We start from the raw sequence: 21,816 nt of genomic DNA, 5'->3' as shown, positions 1-21,816 counted from the left end.
GCTCCGGTGGGCGGGGTGCGGCTGCCGACGGCTACTTCAGCCCGAGGGCCTCGCAGTCGTCCTCGAACTTCGCGGTGCAGATGTCGGACAGCTTGTAGATGCCGTCCTCGATGACCGTGCTCTTGATGTTGGCCTTCGTCAGGGCGACGACGCTCACCAGCTGGGAGGGGACGTCCTTGGTGGTGGGGCTGTCGACCTTGTCGCGGGTGAGTGCGTCGAACTGGATGTCGCGGCCCTGGATGCGGGCGACGGCCATCTCGGCCGCCGTCTGGGCCTCCTGCGGGTACGACTTGTAGACGCTCATGTACTGCTCGCCGGAGATGATGCGCTGCACGGCGGCCAGTTCGGCGTCCTGCCCGGTGATGGGCGGCAGCTTGGTGACGCCCGCGGCCTCAAGGGCGTTGATGATGCCGCCCGCCATGCCGTCGTTGGCGGAGTAGACACCGGCGATGTTGTCCTTGCCGATGGCGGCGATCGCCTTCGTCATGTTCGCCTCGGCGTTCTCCGGCTTCCAGTCCTTGGTGTCGAAGGACTGCGCGATCGTCACCTTGCCGTTCAGCTCGGAGAGGGCGCCCTCCTTGAACTGCGCGGCGTTCGGGTCGGTCACCGACCCGTTCATCATGACGATCTTCTCCGAGCCGTCGCCCTGACCGCCGAGGGCCTCCAGGAGGGAACGTCCCTGCACCTCGCCGACGAGCTCGTTGTCGAAGGAGATGTACGCGTCGATGGGGCCCTCGGCCAGCCTGTCGTACGCGATGACCGGAATCCCCGCCTCCTTGGCCTTCTTGACCTCGCTCGCGATGGCGTGCGCGTCCACGGCGTCGAGGAGCAGGACGTCGACCTTGTTGTCGATCATCTGCTGCAACTGCTTGGCCTGCTTGGCGGCGTCCGCACCGGCGTTGGCGTACTCGACCTTGCCCTCGCCGTTGGTGAGCGACTCGACCTTGTTCTTGATGATCGGGTAGTCGAACTTGTCGTACCGAGTGTTCGCCGTCTCCGGAAGCAGCAGCCCCACCGTGATGTCGTTGCCCTTGGCGGGGGTCGCCTCACTGACATCCCCGCCGGCGTCGAGTGCGCCGCAGCCCGCGGCGAGGGAGACCGTGACCACGGAGGCGGCCACGGCGGTGGCGGAACGACGCAAACGAGCCACACGACTCATGTGAATCGGACGAGCCGGACGAGTCAGACGAAACATTCGGGTGCTCACTTCAGGGTGCTTTCCGGACGCGGGTGCAGCAGTGCGACCCATGTGTCTGAAAAGACAACGCGGGCGAGCCCACAGGCGTCAAGCGGAACTACGCAACCGGAGTGCAACATCACACTCCGTCGCCTACGTGAAGAAGTGGCGGAAGCCTGCACAAAGGGCCTTCGCACCCCCTCCATCAAGTGCCCGGCCAGAGTGCGAACAGACCCGCCCAAGATCCGTACAACCAAGCGCATCCCACGCGAGCCCTGATCATCGACGGCTTGATTCCGCCGTTCTCGAACGAACGCGCATGGATGCGACGACGGATGCCATGGATGCGAAGGATGCGAAGGATGCGAAGGGCTGAATGATCGGACCGTCTGGTCTGGATCTACGAGTACAGGTTCACCGGTGACGCGGGCTACACGGGGAGCACGGACCCGACAGTCACATGGACACCGCCCGCTACCGGCACCCACACGTTCACGGTGCGGACGGTGGACGCGTACGGGACCCGGACGGGCCCGGCGGCCACGATCCAGTTCAAGGTGGGCTGAGCCCGACACGTCCCACGCGCCCTGCACACCCCACCTGCACCCCTCTTACCTTTCGAACAAAATCACACCAGCAGTACAACCAATTCACACCTTCGTCGGTCCTGATCGTCAACGGCCCACTTCTCGTCGTTTGACGATCAGGACTCGAAGGACCGCTTTGAACCCAGCCAGACGCACGACGCAGGCAGCCACCACCGCCCTCGTGCTCGCCACCGCCGGCGCCCTGCTCAGCACCGCAGCACCGGCCGCCTCCGCCGCTACGACGTGTGTCTCTCCCATCTACAAACGGCAGTTCTTCGCGAACACCACCTTCTCCGGCACTCCGAAGAAGACCGACTGCGACACCACCATCGCCGAGAACTGGGGCGCGAACGCCCCGGCCGCCGGCCTCCCCAAGGACAACTTCGGGGTGCGATGGACTGTGACGCGGGACTTCGGGTCCGGCGGGCCGTTCGCCTTCACGGCCGCCGCGCAGGACGGCATCCGCGTCTACCTCGACGGCACGATCAAGGTCAACCTCTGGAAGAACGTCACGACGACCCAGAAGAAGACCGTCAACCTCACCATCCCGTCCGGCAAACACACCCTGCGCATCGACTTCGCGGCCTGGACGGGCAACGCGAACGTCAACTTCACCTACACGCCCCGCACTTCAGCGACCGTGGACAAGGTCAAGCCCCTCACCCCGACGGCACCCACCGTCACGTACGACAAGACAACAGGCAAGGCCAATCTCACCTGGGCGAAGAACCAGGAGATGGACCTCGCGGGATACCGCATCTACCGCCGCCTGAACGGAAGTTCGTTCCCCACCAAGCCACTCGTGACGACCACCGCCACCACGTACACCGACACCAGCCTCCCGGTGACCGGCGCCGACACCTACTACTACGAGCTCCGCGCCTACGACAAAGCAGGCAACGAGTCCGCCGGTACGGCCGAGAAGCCCGTCACCACCGTCGACCGCACCGCCCCCGCCGCGCCCACCGGGCTGGAGACCTCTCACTCGTTGTCCGGGATCTGGATCGAATGGACCGCGGTCACGGGTGCGTCGTCGTACCGCGTGTACCGGGCGCCGAGCGGAAGCAGCTCGTACGTCAGCATCGGGAACATGACCACGGCCTCGTATCTGGACACCTCGGCGGTCGAGGAGAGCACCTACACCTATCAGGTGACCGCCCTCGACACGGCCGGCAACGAGTCCGCCCGTTCCGCCGCCGTCAAGGCCACCCGCCCGGACGCCACCGCGCCGCCCGCGGTGACCGGGCTGACGGTCACGCCGACCGAGTACGGCTTCTCGCTGACCTGGGATCCGAACCCGGCGCCCGACCTCGGGCGGTACCTCGTCTACCGGGGTGAAATCCGGGGCGACGAGGAGAAGGTCTGCTCCGTGCACGAGGTGGAGTGGCTGTCCGCCGACACCACGTCGTACGAGTACGCGACCCTGCCCGACGGCGAGGAGGCCTGCCTCTTCGTGGACGCGTACGACGACAACTGGTGGTCCGCCTGGAAGACGACCGGCGACGCCGACATCGTGGTGGCGACCGAGCTCGACGTGACGCCGAGCGTTGCCACCCCGGAGGGCTCCCCGCTCGAACTGGACGCATCCGGAGCGGAGAGCGACGAGGGCAACCACCTCGACTGGAACTGGAGCTCCGTTTCCCAGGTGACGACCGGCTTCCGCGTCTACCGCTGGAACCCCGCCGCCGGGACGTACGAGAAGATCGCCGACCTCGGCTCCGACGTCACCGACTACTACGACACCGGCGCCCGGCGCGGCACCACGTCCTTCTACTGGGTGACCACCCTGGCCGCGGACGGCACCGAGTCCGTGCCGGCGGGCGACTGGGCGGCCACCGCGCCCACGAACTGACCGCACACGCACGAAGGGGGCCGGGAGGCAGCTCACCTCCCGGCCCCCTTCCACGTTCGACGTTCGACGACGCTCCTCAGCCGCGCTTCGGCCCCGTGATCGCCTCACCGACGACGAACCCCTTGGCAGGGCCCTCCGGGACGACGGCCTCGGTGCCGTACGGCACGCGGTGCTCGTCCTCGTAGGGGCCGTGTTCGGGCACGGGAGCGGTCTGGATGCTCACGGTCCCGTGGTTGTCGTAGTCATCGATGATCACGTAGACGGGGATTCCGGCACGGGCGTACTCACGGCGCTTGCGAACTCGGTCACGATCCTGGTTGCGCTTCCCCGGGGAGACGACTTCGATCACCATGTGAACCGCTGACGCGTTGACGCCAAGGCCGTCCTCTGTCTCGATCGGCTCACCATCCCGAGGAGCCACGAACCCGTCCGGAATCCACGCCCTGTACGGATGGATCACATTCGTGTCGTTCCAGGCGCCGTACTCACTGTCCTGCACGACCAGGAGTCCCGGGATTCACTGACCTGCTCTCTGAACCGGATCCTGATCCCAAGGCCAGGATCCGCCGTCACCGGACGGCTTTCCAGGACGTCGAGGACGAGCAGGATCGCGGCCCCGGACATAACCACGAGGGTCAGTGCCCACGCGCAGGATTCGGCGCGCCTTGCGGAGGCGCGGTGGGACATCACTCCGCTCTCTCCCCCTCTCCGGACAACGGCGGGATGGGGACGAGCGGGATCAGATACCAGGTGCCTCCGCGGGCGTCGCGGTGGCCCCCGGGGTGCGCTGACTCCTTTACGCACGCGCCCACTTCGCTGAGGATCGGGGCGCCGTAGAACAGAGAGGCGCGTACGGTCCCGCACCTGTCCGGGGTCGGGGGCATGGCCGCGGTCTCCGTCACGGTGTGCCGCCTTCGGGCAGAACCAGGCGCGCCCACACAACCTTGCCGACCGTGTCGCGCGGTTCGGTGCCCCACGCATCGGCGAGGGCCTCCACCAGCGCCAGACCCCGCCCCGACTCGTCGTCACCCGCCGCATGCCGCAACCTCGGCTGCCCGTCGCTCACGTCGGACACCTCAAGGCGCAGCGCAGCACCGGCCAGTTCGAACCGGACGGCGATCACCCGGCCGGGGGCTGTCGGGGCGTTCACGGCATTGGTGGTCAGCTCGGAGAGCAACAGGACTGCGGAGTCGGCGAGTTCGGCGTCGTCGATGTGCCATATGGCGAGCTGGTGCCGGAGGGCGGCGCGGGCGCGGCCGACGCTGCGGCGGTGTCGGGGGAACCGGTACATACGTGGTGACGGCCGCGGACGCGACGGGGAACGAGTCCACCTGGAAGTCCTTGGTCAGCGCAACGAGGCCGGTCGGACCGAGCAGTGCACCGAAGCCGCCGGCCATCATGAACCCCTCCATCGTGAACAACCGGCTCTCGATGAGCTTCTCGAACAGCGGGTACGTCCCCGTGTCCGGCTACGAGGTGTACCGCTCGCGCACCACTCCCGTGGACACGACCGTGCCGGCGAACCACTTCGGGGGCGGGGGAACGTCGTTCCAGGCCACGGTCTCCGAGAACGAGTACGACTACAACTACGCCGTGGTCGCCGTCTCGACGTACGGCGTCCGTTCCGTGCCCTCGTTCTCGTTCCGGCCGCACGTGGTGCCTCTGACGCAGCTGCCGCTGCCCGTCAACGCGGTCCAGACCGTTCCGGGCGACGGGCAGGTCCAGCTCCTCTGGGACGCCTATCCCCAGAGTCCCACCGAGCAGGTGGTCGTCGGCTACCGCGTCTACCGCTCGACCACCCCTGGATTCACCAAGGAAACCGCCGAGTCGAGTGTCCTGACCCACGTCACCACCTACACCGACAAAGGGCTGACCAACGGCACGACGTACTACTACGCCGTCGCCTCCGTCGCCGAGACCGGCACGGAGTCCGCGCTGTCCCCCGAGGTGATGGCGACACCCACGGCCTGACCCGTCTCGGCTCCGCCGGTGGCCCGTGATCGCCTCACGATGACGAGCCCCTGGCGGGGCCCTCCGGGACGACGGCCACGATGGCGTACGGCGTCGGCGGCAACACGATGCTCACCATGCATGGCCGCCCGGATCCAGGCCACACGGGTTCCCCGGCTTCGACGACACCGTCATGAGGCTCTGTCGCCGAACCTGGTCGGCAGAGACGGGATTATCACTCGCACCACCCGTACAACCAAGCCCCACTCTCACGAGTCCTGATCGTCAACGGCTCCCCCCTGCCGTCGGTGATCAGGACCGAAGGACCGCATTGAACCCACGCAGACGCACGACACCCACAGCCACCACGGCGACCGCGACCGCCGTCGTGCTCGCCACCGCGGGTGCGCTGCTCAGCACCGCAGCCCCGGTCGCCTCGGCCGCGACCACCTGCAACTCCCCTGTCTACAAGCGGCAGTTCTTCGCGAACACCACCTTCTCCGGCACTCCGAAGAAGACCGACTGCGACGCGGCCGTCGCCGAGAACTGGGGCGCCAAAGCCCCCGCGACCGGCCTCCCGAAGGACAACTTCGGCGTCCGCTGGACGGTGACACGGGACTTCGGATCGGGCGGGCCGTTCACCTTCACGGCCGCCGCCCAAGACGGCATCCGCGTCTACCTCGACGGCACGATCAAGGTCAACCTCTGGAAGAACGTCACGACGACCCAGAAGAAGACCGTCAACCTCACCATCCCCACCGGCAAGCACACCCTGCGCATCGACTTCGCGGCCTGGACGGGCAACGCGAACGTCAACTTCGCCTACGCGCCCCGCACTTCGGCAGCGGTCGACAAGGTCAAGCCGCTCGCGCCCACCGGAGCATCCGCGACGTACGACAAGACCACCGACAAGGTGAAGGTCAGTTGGGCGAAGAACAAGGAGATGGATCTCTCCGGCTACCGCGTCTACCAGCAGGTGAAGGGAGGAACCGGTTGGGGCAGGATCAGCGGTGTCGCAGACCTGTCCGGGACCTCGTTCACCCGGTCGGTGGGCGCGACCGGCGCCACCCTCCTCTTCGAGGTGCGGGCCGTGGACAAGGCGGGCCACGAGTCGACGGGCAGCGCTGACCAACTGGTCACCACCGTCGACCGGACCCCGCCGACCGTTACCGGACTGAAGGTCCTGAGCGAGAGCGCCCTGGGCGGAGTGACCCTCTGGTGGATGTCCGACGAGGGATCGCTGGAGAACCACCTGCTGAGGGCCAGTTCGCCCAACGGGCCGTTCACCGTGCTCAAGAGCGCGAGCAACTCGGCGAACGATGAGACCGCCCCGTACGGGGAAACCTCCTACTACAAGGTCTCGGCCACCGACACAGCAGGCAACACCGGGTACTCGTCGGTGGTGTCGTACGCCCGGCCGCTCGCCGTGCCCTACCTCGTCAACGGCGTCAACCGGCCGGAAGACGGCGGCGGCGTAGATCTGACCTGGTGGATGTCGCCGTTGGCACCGGCGGAGTTCCGGGTGTACCGCCATGACGAGACCACCGGGACACAGCTCGTGTCCTGTGACCCCGAGCTGATCGACACCACCTTCGGACTCCGGCACACCTACCTGTGCACCGACACCACCCCGGTGCCCAGTACGAGCTACTCGTACTGGGTGACCACCGTCGATGCCCTCGGACGCGAGTCGAAGCCCTCAGAAGGCATCGGCAGGTTCTACACGGACGCCACCGCCCCGCCCCTCGTCACCGGGTTCACGGCCACCGCCACCGAATACGGCACGGTCCTGGACTGGGACGACAACCCGGCGGCCGACATCGCCGAGTATCACGTCGTCCGGCTGAGCACGGTCGGCGACGGCACCCAGTACACCTATGTGGGCCGAACCGAGGCGGGAACCACCCGGATCGTCGACTCGGCGAACCTCCAGGACGGCGAGACCCACACGTACTACGTGAGCGCCGTGGACACTTCGGGCAACTCGAATGATTCGTCAGCCGAAGACCTGGTGTCCGTCACCGTCACCGAGCACGACCTGCGGCCCACCGTCGAGACCCCGGCGGACTGGCGGGTCCACGTGAACGCCCAGGTCGCCGACGACGCGACCTCGGTCGATCTCACATGGCGACTGGACAGCTCGTACTACGGGGCCGTCACCGGGTACCGGGTCTACCGGTGGAACCCGGCCACCACCACGTACGAGCCCCTGACCGCCGACCCGGTCACCGGCACGTCATACACGGACACCACGGCCGCGGTCGGCACCACCAACTTCTACTGGGTGACCGCCCTCCACGCCGACGGCACCGAATCCGCCCCCGACGACGCATGGGCGGCCCTGGCGCCCTGATCACGCGAGAGGGGCCCGGAGAATTCTCCGGGCCCCTCTCGCGTGTCTGTCCACGTACCTCAGTCCTGTTGCCGCTTCGGCCGCCAGACCACCAACGCACTGGTCTGCTGGACCTCCTGGTACGGAACCAGGTCCCGCCGGTACGACGCGTGCACCGCCGCCTCCCGCTGCTGCATGGCAGCCGCGGCCCCGTCCAGTGCGGACTCCATCTCCGCCACCCGGGACTGCAGAGCAGCGACCTGGTTCTCCAGCTCGATGATCCGCTTGATGCCGGCCAGGTTGATGCCCTCGTCCTGCGACAGTGCCTGCACCGTGCGGAGCAGGTCGATGTCGCGGGCCGAGTAGCGGCGGCCCCGGCCGGGGGTGCGGTCGGGGGAGACCAGGCCCAGGCGGTCGTACTGGCGCAGGGTCTGCGGGTGCAGGCCCGAGAGCTGGGCCGCCACCGAGATGACGTAGACCGGGGTCTCCTGCGTCAGTTCGTACGGATTGCGTCGACGACCGTCCATCTCGGTCAAGCTCCCTTCGCTGCCTCGAACAGCTCCGCCCGCGGATCCTCGTCCGCGGTCGCCTCGCGATACGCCTCCAGTGCGTCACGAGCCTTCCCCGTCAGCTCCGTCGGAACACTCACCTCGACGGTGACCAGCAGATCGCCCCGGGTGCCGTCCTTGCGGACCGCGCCCTTGCCCCGCGCGCGCATCGTGCGCCCGTTGGGCGTGCCCGGGGGCAGCTTCAGGGTGACCGGCGGGCCGGCCAGGGTCGGGACCCTGACCTCGCCGCCGAGTGCCGCCTCGACGAACGTCACCGGCACCGTCACCGTCAGGTTGTCCTCCTTGCGGCCGAAGACCGGGTGCGCGTCGACGTGGACGGTGACGTACAGGTCGCCCGCCGGGCCGCCGCGCTCTCCCGGCGCTCCCTTGCCGCGCAGGCGGATGCGCTGGTTGTCCGCCACCCCGGCCGGGATGCGCACCTGCATCGTCCGGGAGGACTTGGCGCGCCCGGAGCCGCTGCACACCAGGCAGGCGTGCTCCGCGATCAGGCCCCGGCCCTTGCAGTCGGGGCAGGGGTCGGTGAGCGAGAAGCCGCCGCCCGAGCCGCGGGCCACCTGGCCGGTGCCGACGCAGGTCGGGCACACGCGCGGTGTGCCGTTCTTGTCGCCGGTTCCCGAGCACGCCTTGCAGGGTGACTGGGACGTCATGCGCAACGGGACCGTCGCGCCGTCGACCGCCTCCGTGAAGCTGAGCGTGACCTCGGTGTCGATGTCCTGGCCGCGCCTGGGCTGCGTACGAGTGGTCCCGCCGCTGCGGTTGAACAGGCCGCCGAAGACGTCTCCGATGCCGCCGCCGAAGCCGCCCGCGCCGGAACCGCCGGCGCCTCCGCCCTGGGCGCCGCCTCCGAAGAGGTCACCCAGGTCGAAGTTGAAGGAGCCGCCGCCCGCGCCCGGCCCGGGGCGGAAGCCGCCGTTGCCGAAGAGGGCGCGGGCCTCGTCGTACTCCTTGCGCTTCTTGGGGTCGCCGAGGATGTCGTTCGCCTCGGAGATCTCCTTGAAGCGCTCCTCGGCCTTGGCGTTGCCCTTGTTGGCGTCCGGGTGGAACTCGCGGGCGAGTTTCCGGTACGCCTTCTTGATCTCGGCCTCGGTGGCGTCCTTGGGGACGCCGAGGACCTTGTAGAAGTCCTTCTCGATGAAGTCCTTGGTGCTCATCCCCGACGTCCCTCCTTCCCCGCGTCAATGCTCACGTCAGCCCTCTTCCGGGCCACCGTTCTCCTTGCCGTCCGCCGACTCCGGGGAGTCGCCCTTGTCGGCCTGCGTGGCCCCGGGCTGGGGCTCGGCCACCGCGACCCGCGCGGGACGCAGGTTGCGCTCGCCGAACCGGTAGCCCGGCTGCAGGATCGCCACGCAGGTCGTCTCCGTGACGTCCGGCGCGTACGAGTGCATCAGGGCCTCGTGGATCATCGGGTCGAAGGGCTCGCCCTCCTTGCCGAACTGCTGAAGGCCCATCTTGGCGGCGACGGTCTCCAGCGACTCGGCGACGGACTTGAACCCGCCGACCAGTTCGCCGTGTTCCCTCGCGCGGCCGATGTCGTCGAGCACGGGCAGAAGTTCGGTCAGGAGGCTCGCGATGGCGATCTCCTTGACCACGACCCGGTCCCGCTCGACCCTGCGGCGGTAGTTCTGATATTCGGCCTGGAGCCGCTGGAGGTCGGCGGTGCGCTCACCGAGCGCCGTGCGAACCTGGTCCAGCTGGGCCGTCAGACCGGCGACCTGTACTGCTGCTGCGTCCCCGGCCGGGGACGCCCCCTCCGAAGAGGGGGCGGCCTTCGGCTCGGCGTCGTCGGGGGTGGCGCCGGAAGGGACGTCGGGCTTCTCGTCGAAGCCCGGAGTCTCCTCCGTCACGCGACACCGTCCTTGCGCTCGTCGTCGACGATCTCGGCGTCCACCACGTCGTCGTCGGCCTTCGGGGCCTCGGCGCCGGGCGTGTCGTCACCGGCGGCCTGGCCGGCCTGGGCGTCGGCGTACATCGCCTGGCCCAGCTTCTGCGAGACGGCGGCGACCTTCTCCGTGGAGGTGCGGATCTCGGCGACGTCCTCGCCCTTGAGCGCGGCCTTCAGCTCCTCGATCGAGGCCTCGACCTCGGTCTTGATGTCGCCGGGGACCTTGTCCTCGTTGTCCTTGAGGAACTTCTCCGTCTGGTAGACGAGCTGCTCGCCCTGGTTGCGGGTCTCGGCGGCCTCGCGGCGACGGTGGTCCTCGTCCGCGTACTGCTCGGCCTCCTGGCGCATGCGGTCGACCTCGTCCTTCGGCAGCGAGGAGCCACCGGTGACGGTCATCTTCTGTTCCTTGCCCGTGCCGAGGTCCTTGGCCGTGACGTGCATGATGCCGTTGGCGTCGATGTCGAAGGCGACCTCGATCTGCGGCACGCCGCGCGGGGCCGGCGGCAGGCCCGTCAGCTCGAACATCCCGAGCTTCTTGTTGTACGCCGCGATCTCGCGCTCGCCCTGGTAGACCTGGATCTGGACGGACGGCTGGTTGTCCTCGGCCGTCGTGAAGATCTCGGAACGCTTGGTCGGGATCGTGGTGTTGCGCTCGATGAGCTTCGTCATGATCCCTCCCTTGGTCTCGATACCGAGGGACAGCGGGGTGACGTCGAGGAGCAGGACGTCCTTGACCTCGCCCTTGAGGACACCGGCCTGGAGCGCGGCGCCGATGGCGACGACCTCGTCCGGGTTAACGCCCTTGTTGGCGTCCTGACCGCCGGTCAGCTCCTTGACGAGCTCGGCGACGGCGGGCATACGGGTGGAGCCACCGACGAGAACGACGTGGTCGATCTCGGAGAGGTTGATCCCCGCGTCCTTGATGACGTTGTGGAACGGCGTCTTGCAGCGCTCCAGCAGGTCGGCCGTCAGCTGCTGGAACTGGGCGCGCGTGAGCTTCTCGTCCAGGTGCAGCGGGCCCTCGGCGGACGCCGTGATGTAGGGCAGGTTGATCGTGGTCTCGGTGGACGAGGACAGCTCGATCTTGGCCTTCTCGGCGGCCTCGCGGAGGCGCTGGAGAGCCATCTTGTCCTTGCCCAGGTCCACGCCGTGGCCGGAGCGGAACTGCTGGACCAGGTAGTCCATGACGCGCTGGTCCCAGTCGTCACCACCGAGGTGGTTGTCACCGTTGGTGGCCTTCACCTCGACGACGCCGTCACCGATCTCCAGGAGGGACACGTCGAAGGTGCCGCCACCGAGGTCGAAGACGAGGATCGTCTGGTCGTCCTTGTCGAGGCCGTACGCGAGAGCGGCGGCCGTCGGCTCGTTCACGATGCGCAGGACGTTCAGGCCCGCGATCTCGCCGGCCTCCTTCGTCGCCTGACGCTCGGAGTCGTTGAAGTAGGCCGGGACGGTGATGACCGCGTCCGTGACCTTCTCGCCCAGGTATGCCTCGGCGTCGCGCTTCAGCTTCTGCAGGATGAACGCGCTCATCTGCTGCGGGTTGAAGTTCTTCCCGTCGAGCTCGATCTTCCAGTCGGTGCCCATGTGGCGCTTGACCGACCGGATGGTCCTGTCGACGTTGGTGACCGCCTGGCGCTTGGCGACCTCGCCGACCAGCACCTCACCGTTCTTCGCGAAGGCGACGACGGACGGCGTGGTCCTGGCACCCTCGGCGTTGGTGATGACGGTGGGCTCGCCGCCCTCCAGAACGCTGACGACGGAGTTAGTCGTGCCCAGGTCGATGCCGACCGCACGTGCCATTTCAATTCCTCCAGCAGCAATGACTTGAGTGGAACAGGCTCAAGTGTGCATCACTCCCGCCGCCCGGTCAACAGAGCTGAGTCGACCACACTCAACTCTTATCCGTTCCTTACACGCAATGCCGCTCTGACCTGCGCCGACTGCGCGGCAGCGGACCGCCGAAGCCCGTACACGGGAACTCTCAGCAGCCCCACCACCACCATCCCGGCCACTCCCACCACCCACCACAGCCCCGATTCCCCGGCCCAGCCGCCGTGCACGAGCACCCCCACCAGCACCGCGCCGAAGGCGCCCGCGCCGAGCAGTACGGCCGCCCCGCGCGGGGTGAGCCCCAGCCGCCGCAGCCGGTGCGCGAGATGATCGGGCCCGCCACGCAACAGGGGCCGTCCGGCCAGCCGCCGCGACACCACGACGAGCACCACGTCCGCACCGGCCACGGCGGTGAGCGCGAACAGCACCCCCGCACTGGCCGCCGGTTCGTGCCCGGTCCGCACGACCACCGCCGACGAGGCCAGCACGAACCCGGTGAACAGGGACCCGCACGCGCCGAGGGCGATCCGCGCGGGATGCCAGTTGTGCATGAGGAACCCGGTGAGCGCGGCGGCCAGCACGCTCAGCAGTACGGCGAGCCCGTCGAGCACCTCTACGGCGGCGCACGCGGCGACCCCGAAGGCGGTCAGCACCCCGACCGTCCCCACCAGCCCGTCGGCATGGTCGAGGGCCCGGAAGGCGAGGGCGACGAACACGATCCAGAGGACGGCGAGCAGCCCGACCCCGAACCCCAGCTCCCCGTACGGCACCACGAACGCGGCGGCCACGGCCGTACCGACGACGAGGAAGCGGGCCTTCACCCGCCGCACGTCGGCCACGAGCCCGAGTGCGCCGACACCCGCGCCGGCGAGGAGAAGGGCGGCGATGCCGTCCCCGAGAGGGGCGTATCCGGTCCACTCCCCCGCTCCCGCGACCAGCCCCGTCGCGAGCACGACGGCGAGGCCGCCGAGCAGTGGCAGGGGGCGTGCCCGGCGCCGGTCGAGCACGCCGAGGCGCAGGGCGGGTGTCCGCAGGAGGGCGGCGAGGACGGCGGCGAGGAGAAGGGCGGCGATGGCGGCGAGAATCCCGTAGAGCACGGGCTCACGGTAGGCGGAAACGTAACAATTCTGTACGAATAACACGACTTAACATCGTCTGATCTGATCGACTTCGCTCTACGACTCAGGTAAGCCTGAGCGATCCAGATCACTCCGCCGCTGACTACAGTGCGGGCCAAGATGTTGGGTAGTCTCTGACAGACTGCCTAAGTTACCGCTTAGTAATACTCTCCATCGGTCATCACGTCAGTCATTCAGTCATTACGTCAGTCATCACGTCCCATTCACATCAGCCATTACGCGCGCAGGCCCGAGGAGCCCGACATGCAACTCGCCGCGATCATCGTGTCGCTCGTCCTGACCGTGATCGGCGTCGCGCTGCTCGCACGCGCCATCGGTCAGTTCGTCCGGTTCTTCAAACTCGGCCAGCCGGTTCCGGCCGGCCTTCGGACGGACAATCCCTACCAGCGCAGCGTGACGCTGGTGAAGGAGTTCCTCGGCCACACGCGCATGAACCGGTGGGGCATCGTCGGCTTCGCGCACTGGTTCGTGGCGGTCGGCTTCCTGACCCTGCCGCCGACCCTCGCCCAGGCCTTCGGCCAGCTCTTCTCGGCCGACTGGACGCTGCCCGTCATCGGCGGCTTCCTGCCGTTCGAGCTGTACATCGAGTTCATCGGCGTGATGACGATCCTCGGCATCGCCGTGCTGATCGTGATCCGCCTGCTGAACCTGCCCTCGCGCCCCGGCCGCAAGTCCCGCTTCGCGGGCTCCAAGGCGGGCCAGGCGTACTTCGTCGAGTACGTCATCCTCACCATCGGCCTCGCGATCTACGTGCTGCGCGGCCTGGAGGGCGCGATCCACCATGTCGAGCACTACGAGGCCGCGTACTTCGCCTCGTACCCGCTCGTCCTGGCCTTCAAGGGCCTGAGCGTCGCGACACTCCAGAACCTGATCTACCTCACCGCGATGGTGAAGATCAGCACCTCGTTCGTCTGGATGATCGTCGTCTCGCTGAACACCAACATGGGTGTCGCCTGGCACCGCTTCCTCGCCTTCCCGAACATCTGGTTCAAGCGCGAGGCGACCGGCGGCACCGCCCTGGGCGCCCTCCAGCCGATGACGTCCGGCGGCGAGGCGATCGACTTCACCGACCCCGGCGAGGACGACGTCTTCGGCGTGAGCCAGGTCGAACAGTTCTCCTGGAAGGGTCTGCTCGACTTCTCCACCTGTACGGAGTGCGGTCGCTGTCAGTCGCAGTGCCCGGCCTGGAACACCGGCAAGCCCCTCTCCCCCAAGCTGCTGATCATGTCGCTGCGGGACCACGCCCACGCCAAGGCCCCCTACCTCCTGGCGGGCGGCGGCAAGACGGCGGAGGGCGAGGAGAAGGCGAGCGAGGAGCAGCTGAAGGACGTCCCGGCCGCCGCCCTCGCGGAGGCCGAACGCCCGCTCATCGGCACCGCCGAGGAGAACGGCGTCATCGACCCGGACGTCCTGTGGTCCTGCACGACCTGCGGTGCCTGCGTCGAGCAGTGCCCGGTGGACATCGAGCACGTCGACCACATCGTCGACATGCGCCGCTACCAGGTGATGATCGAGAGCGCCTTCCCGTCCGAGGCGGGCACGATGCTCAAGAACCTGGAGAAGAAGGGCAACCCCTGGGGCCTGGCGAAGAAGCAGCGCCTGGAGTGGCTCAAGGAGCTCGACTTCGAGGTGCCGGTCGTCGGCAGGGACATCGAGGACCTGACCGAGGTCGAGTACCTGTACTGGGTTGGCTGCGCGGGCTCGCTGGAGGACCGCGCCAAGAAGACGACGAAGGCCTTCGCCGAGCTCCTCCACATCGCGGGCGTCAAGTTCGCGATCATGGGCGGCGACGAGAAGTGCACCGGCGACTCGGCCCGCCGCCTCGGCAACGAGCCCCTGTTCCAGGAACTGGGCATGGAGAACGTCATGGCGCTGAACATGGCGTTCGGCGAGGAGACGGACGACGAGGGCAAGGTCACCCCGGAGTCGAAGAAGCCCAAGTCCGCGAAGAAGATCGTCGCGACCTGCCCGCACTGCCTGAACACGATCGGCAACGAGTACCCGCAGCTCGGCGGCGACTACGAGGTCGTCCACCACACCCAGCTGCTCCAGCACCTCATCGACGACGGCAAACTGCTCCCCGTCACCCCCGTCGAGGGCCTCATCACCTACCACGACCCCTGCTACCTGGGCCGTCACAACAAGATCTACACGCCCCCGCGCGAGATCATGTCGGCCGTCCCGGGCCTGCGCCAGCAGGAGATGCACCGCCACAAGGAACGCGGCTTCTGCTGCGGCGCGGGCGGCGCGCGGATGTGGATGGAGGAGCGGATCGGCAAGCGCATCAACAACGAGCGCGTCGACGAGGCCCTGTCCCTGAACCCGGACATCGTGTCGACGGCCTGCCCCTTCTGCCTCGTCATGCTGACCGACTCGGTCAACGGCAAGAAGAACGACGGCAAGGCCAAGGAGTCCATCACGGTCGTGGACGTCGCCCAGCTGCTCCTGGAGTCCGTGAAGACCCCGGTCGACGAAGAGGAGCCCCCGGCGGGCGAGACGGAGTCGGAGAGCACGCCGGAGCCGCAGCCGGTGGAGTAGTAGGCAGGTCCGGCACAGAACGGGGACGGGGCCGACGCCGATGGCGTCGTCCCCGTCCCCGTTCCCGTTCTGTCCACGTTTCCGTCCCCGTTCCCGTCCCGTTATCGGTTCGCCGAACTCCCGTACAACCATTGGCACTTGTCACAGGTCTCCTGATCGCCCAGTACCGTGCCCGCAATCGCCGCGCCCCTGGAGACCCCCTTGCGCCCCAGACCCAACGCCCGCGCCGCCCTCCTGGCCACCGCCGTCCTCGCCGCCACCGTGAGTCCCGTGGCGCTCGGCGCCCCGGCGTCGGCCGCTCCGGCGAAGCACGTGGACGACTTCAACGGCGACGGATACCGCGACCTGCTCCTCGGCGACCGGACCGCCACCGTGGCCGGGAAGAAGGACGCGGGCGCCGTCGTCGTCATCTGGGGCTCGGCGACCGGGCTGAACCCCGCCAAACGCTCGGTGATCACACAGAACAGCCCCGGCGTCGACGGCGTGGCCGAGGCGAAGGACGGCTTCGGCGCGAAGGTCACCTCGGCCGACCTCAACAAGGACGGCTACGCGGACATCGTCGCCACCTCCCCCGGTGAGCTGTACGCCGACCGCCACGGCACGTTCACCGTCCTGTGGGGCTCCAGGTCGGGCCTGACCAAGGGCAGTACGTACGCGTCCCCGGGCAGCAAGAAGCAGATCTTCGGCCTGGACGTCGCCATCGGCGACTTCGACGCCGACGGCAACCTGGACATCGTGTCCGTGGACGGCGAGTTCGTCTGGTTCCTGCGCGGCCCGTTCACCAAGGCCGGCGGGCGCGGCAGGGCCACCAACCTCGACCCGCAGGACGGCGAGAACATCAAGGCGGAGATGGTGGTGGCCGGCAAGGTCACCAAGGACGGCACCGCCGACTTCGCGCTCGTCGGGTACGACGTGGACACCGCCTCCAACCGCGTCTGGTTCTACAAGGGCGGCAGGAACGGCCCCGCCAAGCCCTGGAAGCGCACCCTGCCCGCGTCCTCCGGCCTCAGCGGCTCCAGCGCCGTGATCGCCGACTTCGACCGCAACGGCTACGGCGACCTCGCGATCGGCGTCTCGCGCTCGGGCCGGGGCGGCGCGGTCCACGTCCTGCCCGGCACGGCCACCGGCCCCGCCGGCAGGCTCACCACCCTCACCCAGAACTCCGCGGGCGTCCCCGGCAGCGTGGAGGACGGCGACCTCTTCGGGTACGACGTCTCGGCGGCGGACACCAACGGCGACGGCTACCCGGACCTGGCCGTCGGCGCCCCCTACGAGGCGATCGGCACCAGCGACTGGGCCGACGGCTCGATCACCGTCCTGCGCGGCGGCTCCACCGGCCTCACCGGCAGGAACGCCCGCCAGTACGACCGCACCACCCCCGGCCTGCCCAACGTCTCCCCGGACAACGCCTGGCTCGGCGCGTCCCTCCTGCTGCGCGACTACAACGGCGACGGCCGTGCCGAGCTGATCGCCACGGCCGACGAGGGGGGCCGCCTCCACATGTTCCCCGGCACCTCGTCCGGCCCGACGGGCACCGGCTCCCGGACGCTCACCGTCCCGCAGCTGGGTCTGGGCGCACGGGCGTTCATGGGGGCGACGCTGGCGGACTGAGGACGCCCCTCCGCGGCCCTGCCGCCAGGCACCCCCGTGGTGTGGTGTTCCGCACCGCCACGGGGGTGTTTTCGCATCTCGAACGCGTGCATCATTGCTGAGCTGAGTCGTTGTCAACGGGGCCAATGATCCGGACGAGGTGCAGGGTGCGTGTGCGAAGAGGCGGCCGGGGTAGGGCGGCCACCAGCGGGCTGGCGGTCTTCGGCGCCCTGATGGCACTCACCGCCTGCGGCCCGCTGTCCGGCGACGACCGGGCAGCAGCCGACCAGACCCCCGTCCAGGCGGCGAAGGCCCCCGCACAGCGCCCGATACCCCAGGGCGACGGCAGCAGGATCGCCGACGACTTCAACGGCGACGGACACCGTGACCTCGTCCTCAACGACCTCGTCAAGGACCAGCTCCACACGGACGACGCCGGTATCGGCATCGTGTACGGCTCCCCGCTCGGACTCCTCCCGGGCGCCCGGCAGTTGCTGAGCCCGGCGCGTCAAGCCGCCCGTACGAAGGGCCAGTTGCCGGCGGTCTTCGACGCGGAGGCCGCCTGCGACCTCGACGGGGACGGCTTCACCGACCTGGTCGTCTCGACCGACCCGCCCTACGACGGCCAGGGGCAGCCCCCTGTACCCCTCCAGCTGCTCTTCGGCTCCCCGGACGGCCTCACCGGCCGCGCGGTCGCCCTCACCATCCCGGCGCGGGCCCGCGCCGGCAACGACTGGCCCGACCAGCCGGTGTGCGGCGACTTCGACGGCGACGACGCCCAGGATTTGGTCGTCCACGCCTCGGACGTCCAACTCAGCTATCTGCGGGGCCCGTTCACCCGCAAGGGCACCCCGAACAAGGCCGGCGCGCCGATCCCCGCCCCCGGCAACGTCCCGACGGGCCCGGCGGCCGACGTGAACCATGACGGATACGACGACCTCGTCGTCCGCGCGGCGGACGGCACCGCGAAGTCGGCGGTCGTCCTCGGCGGCCCGGACGGCCCCACGCGCACGGGGACGGTGCTGCCCGAGGGCATCGATGTCGCCCTCGGCCGCTTCGGCAGGGGGAAGGACCTGGACGCGGCGGTGGGCGCGATGGGCGAAACGTCTCTGCGCTACGACCTCCCCGACTCCACCACCGGCACCCTCGCCTCCCCCGGCTCGATGCTCGACTCCGGCGACTTCGACGGCGACGGCCGCGACGAACTCGTCTCCAGCGGCTCGCGGTTGAGGGTGTTCCGGGCGCCGACAGCGACGGCCGGGCTCTCCACGGCGGGCATGGTGACGGTCGCACCGCCCACCCGGGGCACGACCCGGGTCCTCACGGTCGGGGACTTCGACGGCGACGGCCGGGCGGACCTGGCGGTGCGGACGTACCGCGGCGAGACCTGGGACGAGGTGGCCGTCTATCCCGGGTCGAAGGACGGCCTGGTGGCGGCGAAGCCGTCGGTGACGTTCTCCAGCTCGGAGTTCCTCTAGCCGCCGACGGGGACGTACCGGGATTTCCTGCCAACTCGCCACTCCCGTACAACCCTTGATCATGGTTGGCGGTCTACTGTGCGCGCCCCCTGTACGCCGGCGTCCGTCGGCACTCCGCCGGACGGCCCGCCGGGCAAGGTGCGCTCCATGTCGTAGTCGTACACACACGTCGTACCCACGTGTCGTACACGCACGTAACGCCACATACACGCAGGCAACGGGGAGAACATCCATGCGCAGACGCACAGCCGCCACCACCGCCGTGGCCGCCGCCCTGCTCGCCACGGGCCTCGCGCCGCTGGCCCTCACCACGCCCGCCGCCGCGGCCTCCGCGCAGTTCGCCGACGACTTCGACGGCGACGGCTACCGCGACTACGCCGAGTACTCCTACGGCGTCGACTACGAGTTCCCGGGCGGCGCCGTCAAGGTCACCTTCGGCACGGCGACCGGGCCGGGCACCAAGGTCCAGTACGTCAGCCAGAACAGCGCGGGCGTGCCCGGCTCCGACGAGGCGGGCGACGAGTTCGGGTACGTACGGACCGCCGCCGACTTCAACGCCGACGGGTACGGCGACCTGGCCGTCGCCGCCACCCGCGAGGGCGTGGCAGGCCGGGTGGAGCAGGGCACGGTCACCGTCCTCTGGGGCAGCCGGACGGGCCTGTCCGGCGGCACCGACATCCCGGCCAGGGCGCACACCCGGTACGCCAGGACGGGCTCGGACCTCGCGACCGGCGACTTCAACGGGGACGGGAAGAAGGACCTGGCCGTCGTCGCGGACGGCAAGGCGTACGTCTACCGGGGCCCCATCTCCCGCTCGGGCGTGGCCGGTTCGGTGACAGCCCTGGACAAGAACGGGGGCTCCTTCAACGCCACCGCCCTGATCTCGGGCAACGTGACCGGCGACAACAAGACCGACCTCGTCGTCATCGGCGACGTCATCGGCGAGAACTACATAGCCTCCGACGCCTGGTTCATCAAGGGCGGTCGCACACTGGCCCCCGGCCGCACGCTCCGCCTGGAGCGCGTGAACGGCAACGGCGGCGAGGCCGAGCGCGGCGGCGACGGTGTCATCGCCGACTTCGACAAGGACGGCAAGGGCGACATCGCCGTCGGCACCCCGCTGTTCTCCAAGTCCCGCGGCGAGGTGAGCGTTTGGTACGGCGCCGCCGCCGGCCCCGCCAGGTCCGCCCGCTTCACCCAGAACACGGCGGGCGTCGCGGACACCGCCGAGACGTACGACTACTTCGGCGACAGCATCGCCGCCGGCGACATCAACGGCGACGGCTACCGCGACCTCGCGATCGGCGCGGACGGCGAGAGGATCGGCAACAAGCCGTACGCCGGTGCGGTCCACGTCCTGTACGGCCGCGCCGGCGGCCTCACCACCGCGGGCTCGCAGTGGTTCGCCCGCAACTCGGCCGGCATCCCGGGCGACGTCACCGAAGGCGAAGGCTTCGGCATGAAGGTACGGCTGCGCGACGGCAACCGCGACGGCAGGGCCGACCTGTACATCCACAGCCTCTCCGGCTCACTGCGCCTGCTCGGCTCGGCCTCGGGGATCAGGACGGCCGGGGTCACGGCGGTACCGGAGGGCCTGGTCGACGGGATCCTTCCGTAACGGAGAGAAACGGGACGCTTCCCCCTCCTCCCCTCCCCTTTCTCCTCCCTAGGGGAAATCTGACGGCCCCCTTAAGGGATGTAACAGCTGGGCAGCAAAGCGGGGCCCAGAAGCCCGGGCCCCACCCGTCACTCTCCGGGACCCGGTACGTTCGATGACGTGGCTGGATTCAGGATCGGACGCGGCGGCCGGGACAACCGGGCCCCGCAAGCGCGACCGCAACAACAACCGCGGCAGCAGCCGTACGGCCAGCAGCCCCCGCAGGGCGGCCCGTCGTACGGCTACCCGTCCGCGCCGCAGCAGCAGCCGTACGGCGGCTCGGGCGGCGCCGGACGGCCGTGGCCCCCGCAGGCGACCGCCGGCGGCGGTTACGGCGCACACGGCTCCCACGGCGGGCACGGTGAGCCGGAGTACTTCGGCGACGACAGACAGGGACACGGACCCGGGTACGGGCATCCGAACGCCCCGGTGGACCCGTACGCGGCCAACAACCCTGGTCACACACAGGCGTTCACGGTCGACGACGACCCGTACAACCAGGGCGACACCTACCGCGCCGGCTCCGCCACGGCCCCGCCGGCCGGTCCGCGGCTGGGCTGGAAGGAACTGCTGCGGGGCATCGTGACCTCGCCCGACCGCACCTTCCTCCAGATGCGCGACTACTCGGTGTGGGCGTCGGCCCTCGTCGTCACGTTCCTGTACGGCCTGCTCGCCGTCTTCGGGTTCGACGACACCCGCGAGGACACGATCAACGCGACGCTCAACAACGCGATCCCGATCGTGCTGACGACGGGCGTGGCGATGGTCCTGAGCGCCTTCGTCCTGGGCGTGGTCACCCACACCCTCGCCCGCCAGCTCGGCGGCGACGGCGCCTGGCAGCCCACGGTCGGCCTCTCCATGCTGATCATGTCCATCACGGACGCCCCCCGCCTCCTCGTCGCGATGTTCGCGGGCGGCGACGCCCCCTTCGTGCAGATCCTGGGCTGGGCGACCTGGGTCGCGGGAGGCGTCCTGCTGACCATCATGATCCGCCGCTCCCACGACCTCCCGTGGCCGAAGGCCCTGGGCGCGTCGGCGCTCCAGCTGCTCGCCCTGCTGTCGATCGTGAAGCTGGGGACGTTCTAGAAATCAGGGATCAGGGATCAGGGATCCCGCATCCGGAATCCGGGATCAGGGATCTCCGGAGTACCGAGTCACGACGGGAGGGCCCCGGCCACGCGCCGGAGCCCTCCCGTTCCAGTTCTCTTCTCTCCCCCGCTCGCCATTGCTCT

Annotated in this window: 16 protein-coding genes; 8 read left to right on the top strand and 8 right to left on the bottom strand. The window is 69.1% G+C overall.

All coding sequences use genetic code 11. The features are described from left to right. Positions 1 to 31: 31 nt before the first annotated feature. Positions 32 to 1,159, bottom strand: coding sequence for a sugar ABC transporter substrate-binding protein (locus OG595_RS22420; protein ID WP_329274666.1), 1,128 nt, complete (start codon positions 1,157 to 1,159; stop codon positions 32 to 34). Between the two features lie 741 nt (positions 1,160 to 1,900). Between OG595_RS22420 and OG595_RS22415 the strand changes: the two genes are divergently transcribed. Then, complete coding sequence (locus OG595_RS22415) at positions 1,901 to 3,616, top strand: fibronectin type III domain-containing protein (RefSeq protein WP_329274664.1); 1,716 nt, start codon at positions 1,901 to 1,903, stop codon at positions 3,614 to 3,616. A gap of 76 nt (positions 3,617 to 3,692) precedes the next feature. Here the strand turns inward: OG595_RS22415 and OG595_RS22410 are convergent, their stop codons facing one another. Both OG595_RS22410 and OG595_RS22405 read right to left on the bottom strand, forming a co-directional pair. Beyond that, positions 3,693 to 4,115 carry a Uma2 family endonuclease gene (locus OG595_RS22410; RefSeq protein WP_329274661.1) on the bottom strand — a complete coding sequence of 141 codons (423 nt, stop codon included), beginning with the start codon at positions 4,113 to 4,115 and terminating at the stop codon, positions 3,693 to 3,695. A gap of 399 nt (positions 4,116 to 4,514) precedes the next feature. Beyond that, a complete protein-coding gene (locus OG595_RS22405; RefSeq protein ID WP_329274659.1) occupies positions 4,515 to 4,907 on the bottom strand; it encodes an ATP-binding protein in 393 nt (130 codons plus the stop codon). A gap of 107 nt (positions 4,908 to 5,014) precedes the next feature. On the opposite strand from OG595_RS22405, the gene OG595_RS22400 reads away from it, so the two are divergent. Together OG595_RS22400 and OG595_RS22395 are read left to right on the top strand one after the other, a co-directional pair. Next, positions 5,015 to 5,587 (top strand): hypothetical protein, encoded by a 573-nt coding sequence (locus tag OG595_RS22400; RefSeq protein ID WP_329274657.1) that lies wholly within the window; start codon positions 5,015 to 5,017, stop codon positions 5,585 to 5,587. A gap of 310 nt (positions 5,588 to 5,897) precedes the next feature. After that, positions 5,898 to 7,919: a PA14 domain-containing protein gene (locus tag OG595_RS22395; protein ID WP_329274656.1), complete on the top strand. Its 2,022-nt coding sequence runs from the start codon at positions 5,898 to 5,900 to the stop codon at positions 7,917 to 7,919. A 59-nt stretch (positions 7,920 to 7,978) separates the two neighbouring features. Here OG595_RS22395 and OG595_RS22390 read toward each other — a convergent pair whose 3' ends face one another. From OG595_RS22390 to OG595_RS22370, 5 genes are all read right to left on the bottom strand, one after another. Beyond that, positions 7,979 to 8,425 (bottom strand): heat shock protein transcriptional repressor HspR, encoded by a 447-nt coding sequence (locus OG595_RS22390; RefSeq protein WP_329274654.1) that lies wholly within the window; start codon positions 8,423 to 8,425, stop codon positions 7,979 to 7,981. Positions 8,426 to 8,430: 5 nt separating this feature from the next. Beyond that, positions 8,431 to 9,618, bottom strand: a complete 1,188-nt coding sequence (gene dnaJ, locus OG595_RS22385) for a molecular chaperone DnaJ (RefSeq protein WP_329274651.1) — start codon at positions 9,616 to 9,618, stop codon at positions 8,431 to 8,433. 36 nt (positions 9,619 to 9,654) lie between these two features. After that, entirely contained in the window at positions 9,655 to 10,311 is a 657-nt protein-coding gene (gene grpE / locus OG595_RS22380) for a nucleotide exchange factor GrpE (protein ID WP_329274648.1), read from the bottom strand. After that, a complete protein-coding gene (dnaK, locus tag OG595_RS22375; protein ID WP_329274645.1) occupies positions 10,308 to 12,152 on the bottom strand; it encodes a molecular chaperone DnaK in 1,845 nt (614 codons plus the stop codon). The genes grpE and dnaK overlap by 4 nt, the downstream gene beginning before the upstream one ends. 98 nt (positions 12,153 to 12,250) lie before the next feature. Next, entirely contained in the window at positions 12,251 to 13,279 is a 1,029-nt protein-coding gene (locus OG595_RS22370) for an MraY family glycosyltransferase (protein WP_329274643.1), read from the bottom strand. Between the two features lie 285 nt (positions 13,280 to 13,564). On the opposite strand from OG595_RS22370, the gene OG595_RS22365 reads away from it, so the two are divergent. From OG595_RS22365 to OG595_RS22345, 5 genes are all read left to right on the top strand, one after another. Beyond that, on the top strand, positions 13,565 to 15,859 hold the full coding sequence (locus tag OG595_RS22365) for a heterodisulfide reductase-related iron-sulfur binding cluster (RefSeq protein WP_329274640.1): 2,295 nt from the start codon (positions 13,565 to 13,567) through the stop codon (positions 15,857 to 15,859). A gap of 201 nt (positions 15,860 to 16,060) precedes the next feature. Then, positions 16,061 to 17,470: an FG-GAP and VCBS repeat-containing protein gene (locus tag OG595_RS22360; protein WP_329274638.1), complete on the top strand. Its 1,410-nt coding sequence runs from the start codon at positions 16,061 to 16,063 to the stop codon at positions 17,468 to 17,470. Between the two features lie 146 nt (positions 17,471 to 17,616). Further along, on the top strand, positions 17,617 to 18,927 hold the full coding sequence (locus OG595_RS22355) for an FG-GAP repeat domain-containing protein (RefSeq protein ID WP_329274635.1): 1,311 nt from the start codon (positions 17,617 to 17,619) through the stop codon (positions 18,925 to 18,927). A gap of 232 nt (positions 18,928 to 19,159) precedes the next feature. Beyond that, positions 19,160 to 20,545: an FG-GAP and VCBS repeat-containing protein gene (locus OG595_RS22350; RefSeq protein ID WP_329274633.1), complete on the top strand. Its 1,386-nt coding sequence runs from the start codon at positions 19,160 to 19,162 to the stop codon at positions 20,543 to 20,545. Positions 20,546 to 20,704: 159 nt separating this feature from the next. Then, positions 20,705 to 21,670 carry a Yip1 family protein gene (locus OG595_RS22345; protein WP_443073107.1) on the top strand — a complete coding sequence of 322 codons (966 nt, stop codon included), beginning with the start codon at positions 20,705 to 20,707 and terminating at the stop codon, positions 21,668 to 21,670. Positions 21,671 to 21,816 lie beyond the last annotated feature (146 nt).

The sequence above is a fragment of the Streptomyces sp. NBC_01451 genome, from assembly GCF_036227485.1.
GTDB lineage: Bacteria > Actinomycetota > Actinomycetes > Streptomycetales > Streptomycetaceae > Streptomyces.
Note: the sequence above shows the minus strand (reverse complement) of the source record. Positions and strands in the feature narration are given on the sequence as shown.

Coding starts and splice junctions, on each gene's coding strand:
- OG595_RS22420 (WP_329274666.1), bottom strand. CDS start 1,159: ATGAGTCGTGTGGCTCGTTTGCGTCGTTCCGCCACCGCCGTGGCCGCC.
- OG595_RS22405 (WP_329274659.1), bottom strand. CDS start 4,907: ATGTACCGGTTCCCCCGACACCGCCGCAGCGTCGGCCGCGCCCGCGCC.
- OG595_RS22400 (WP_329274657.1), top strand. CDS start 5,015: ATGAACCCCTCCATCGTGAACAACCGGCTCTCGATGAGCTTCTCGAAC.
- OG595_RS22390 (WP_329274654.1), bottom strand. CDS start 8,425: ATGGACGGTCGTCGACGCAATCCGTACGAACTGACGCAGGAGACCCCG.
- dnaJ (WP_329274651.1), bottom strand. CDS start 9,618: ATGAGCACCAAGGACTTCATCGAGAAGGACTTCTACAAGGTCCTCGGC.
- dnaK (WP_329274645.1), bottom strand. CDS start 12,152: ATGGCACGTGCGGTCGGCATCGACCTGGGCACGACTAACTCCGTCGTC.
- OG595_RS22365 (WP_329274640.1), top strand. CDS start 13,565: ATGCAACTCGCCGCGATCATCGTGTCGCTCGTCCTGACCGTGATCGGC.
- OG595_RS22350 (WP_329274633.1), top strand. CDS start 19,160: ATGCGCAGACGCACAGCCGCCACCACCGCCGTGGCCGCCGCCCTGCTC.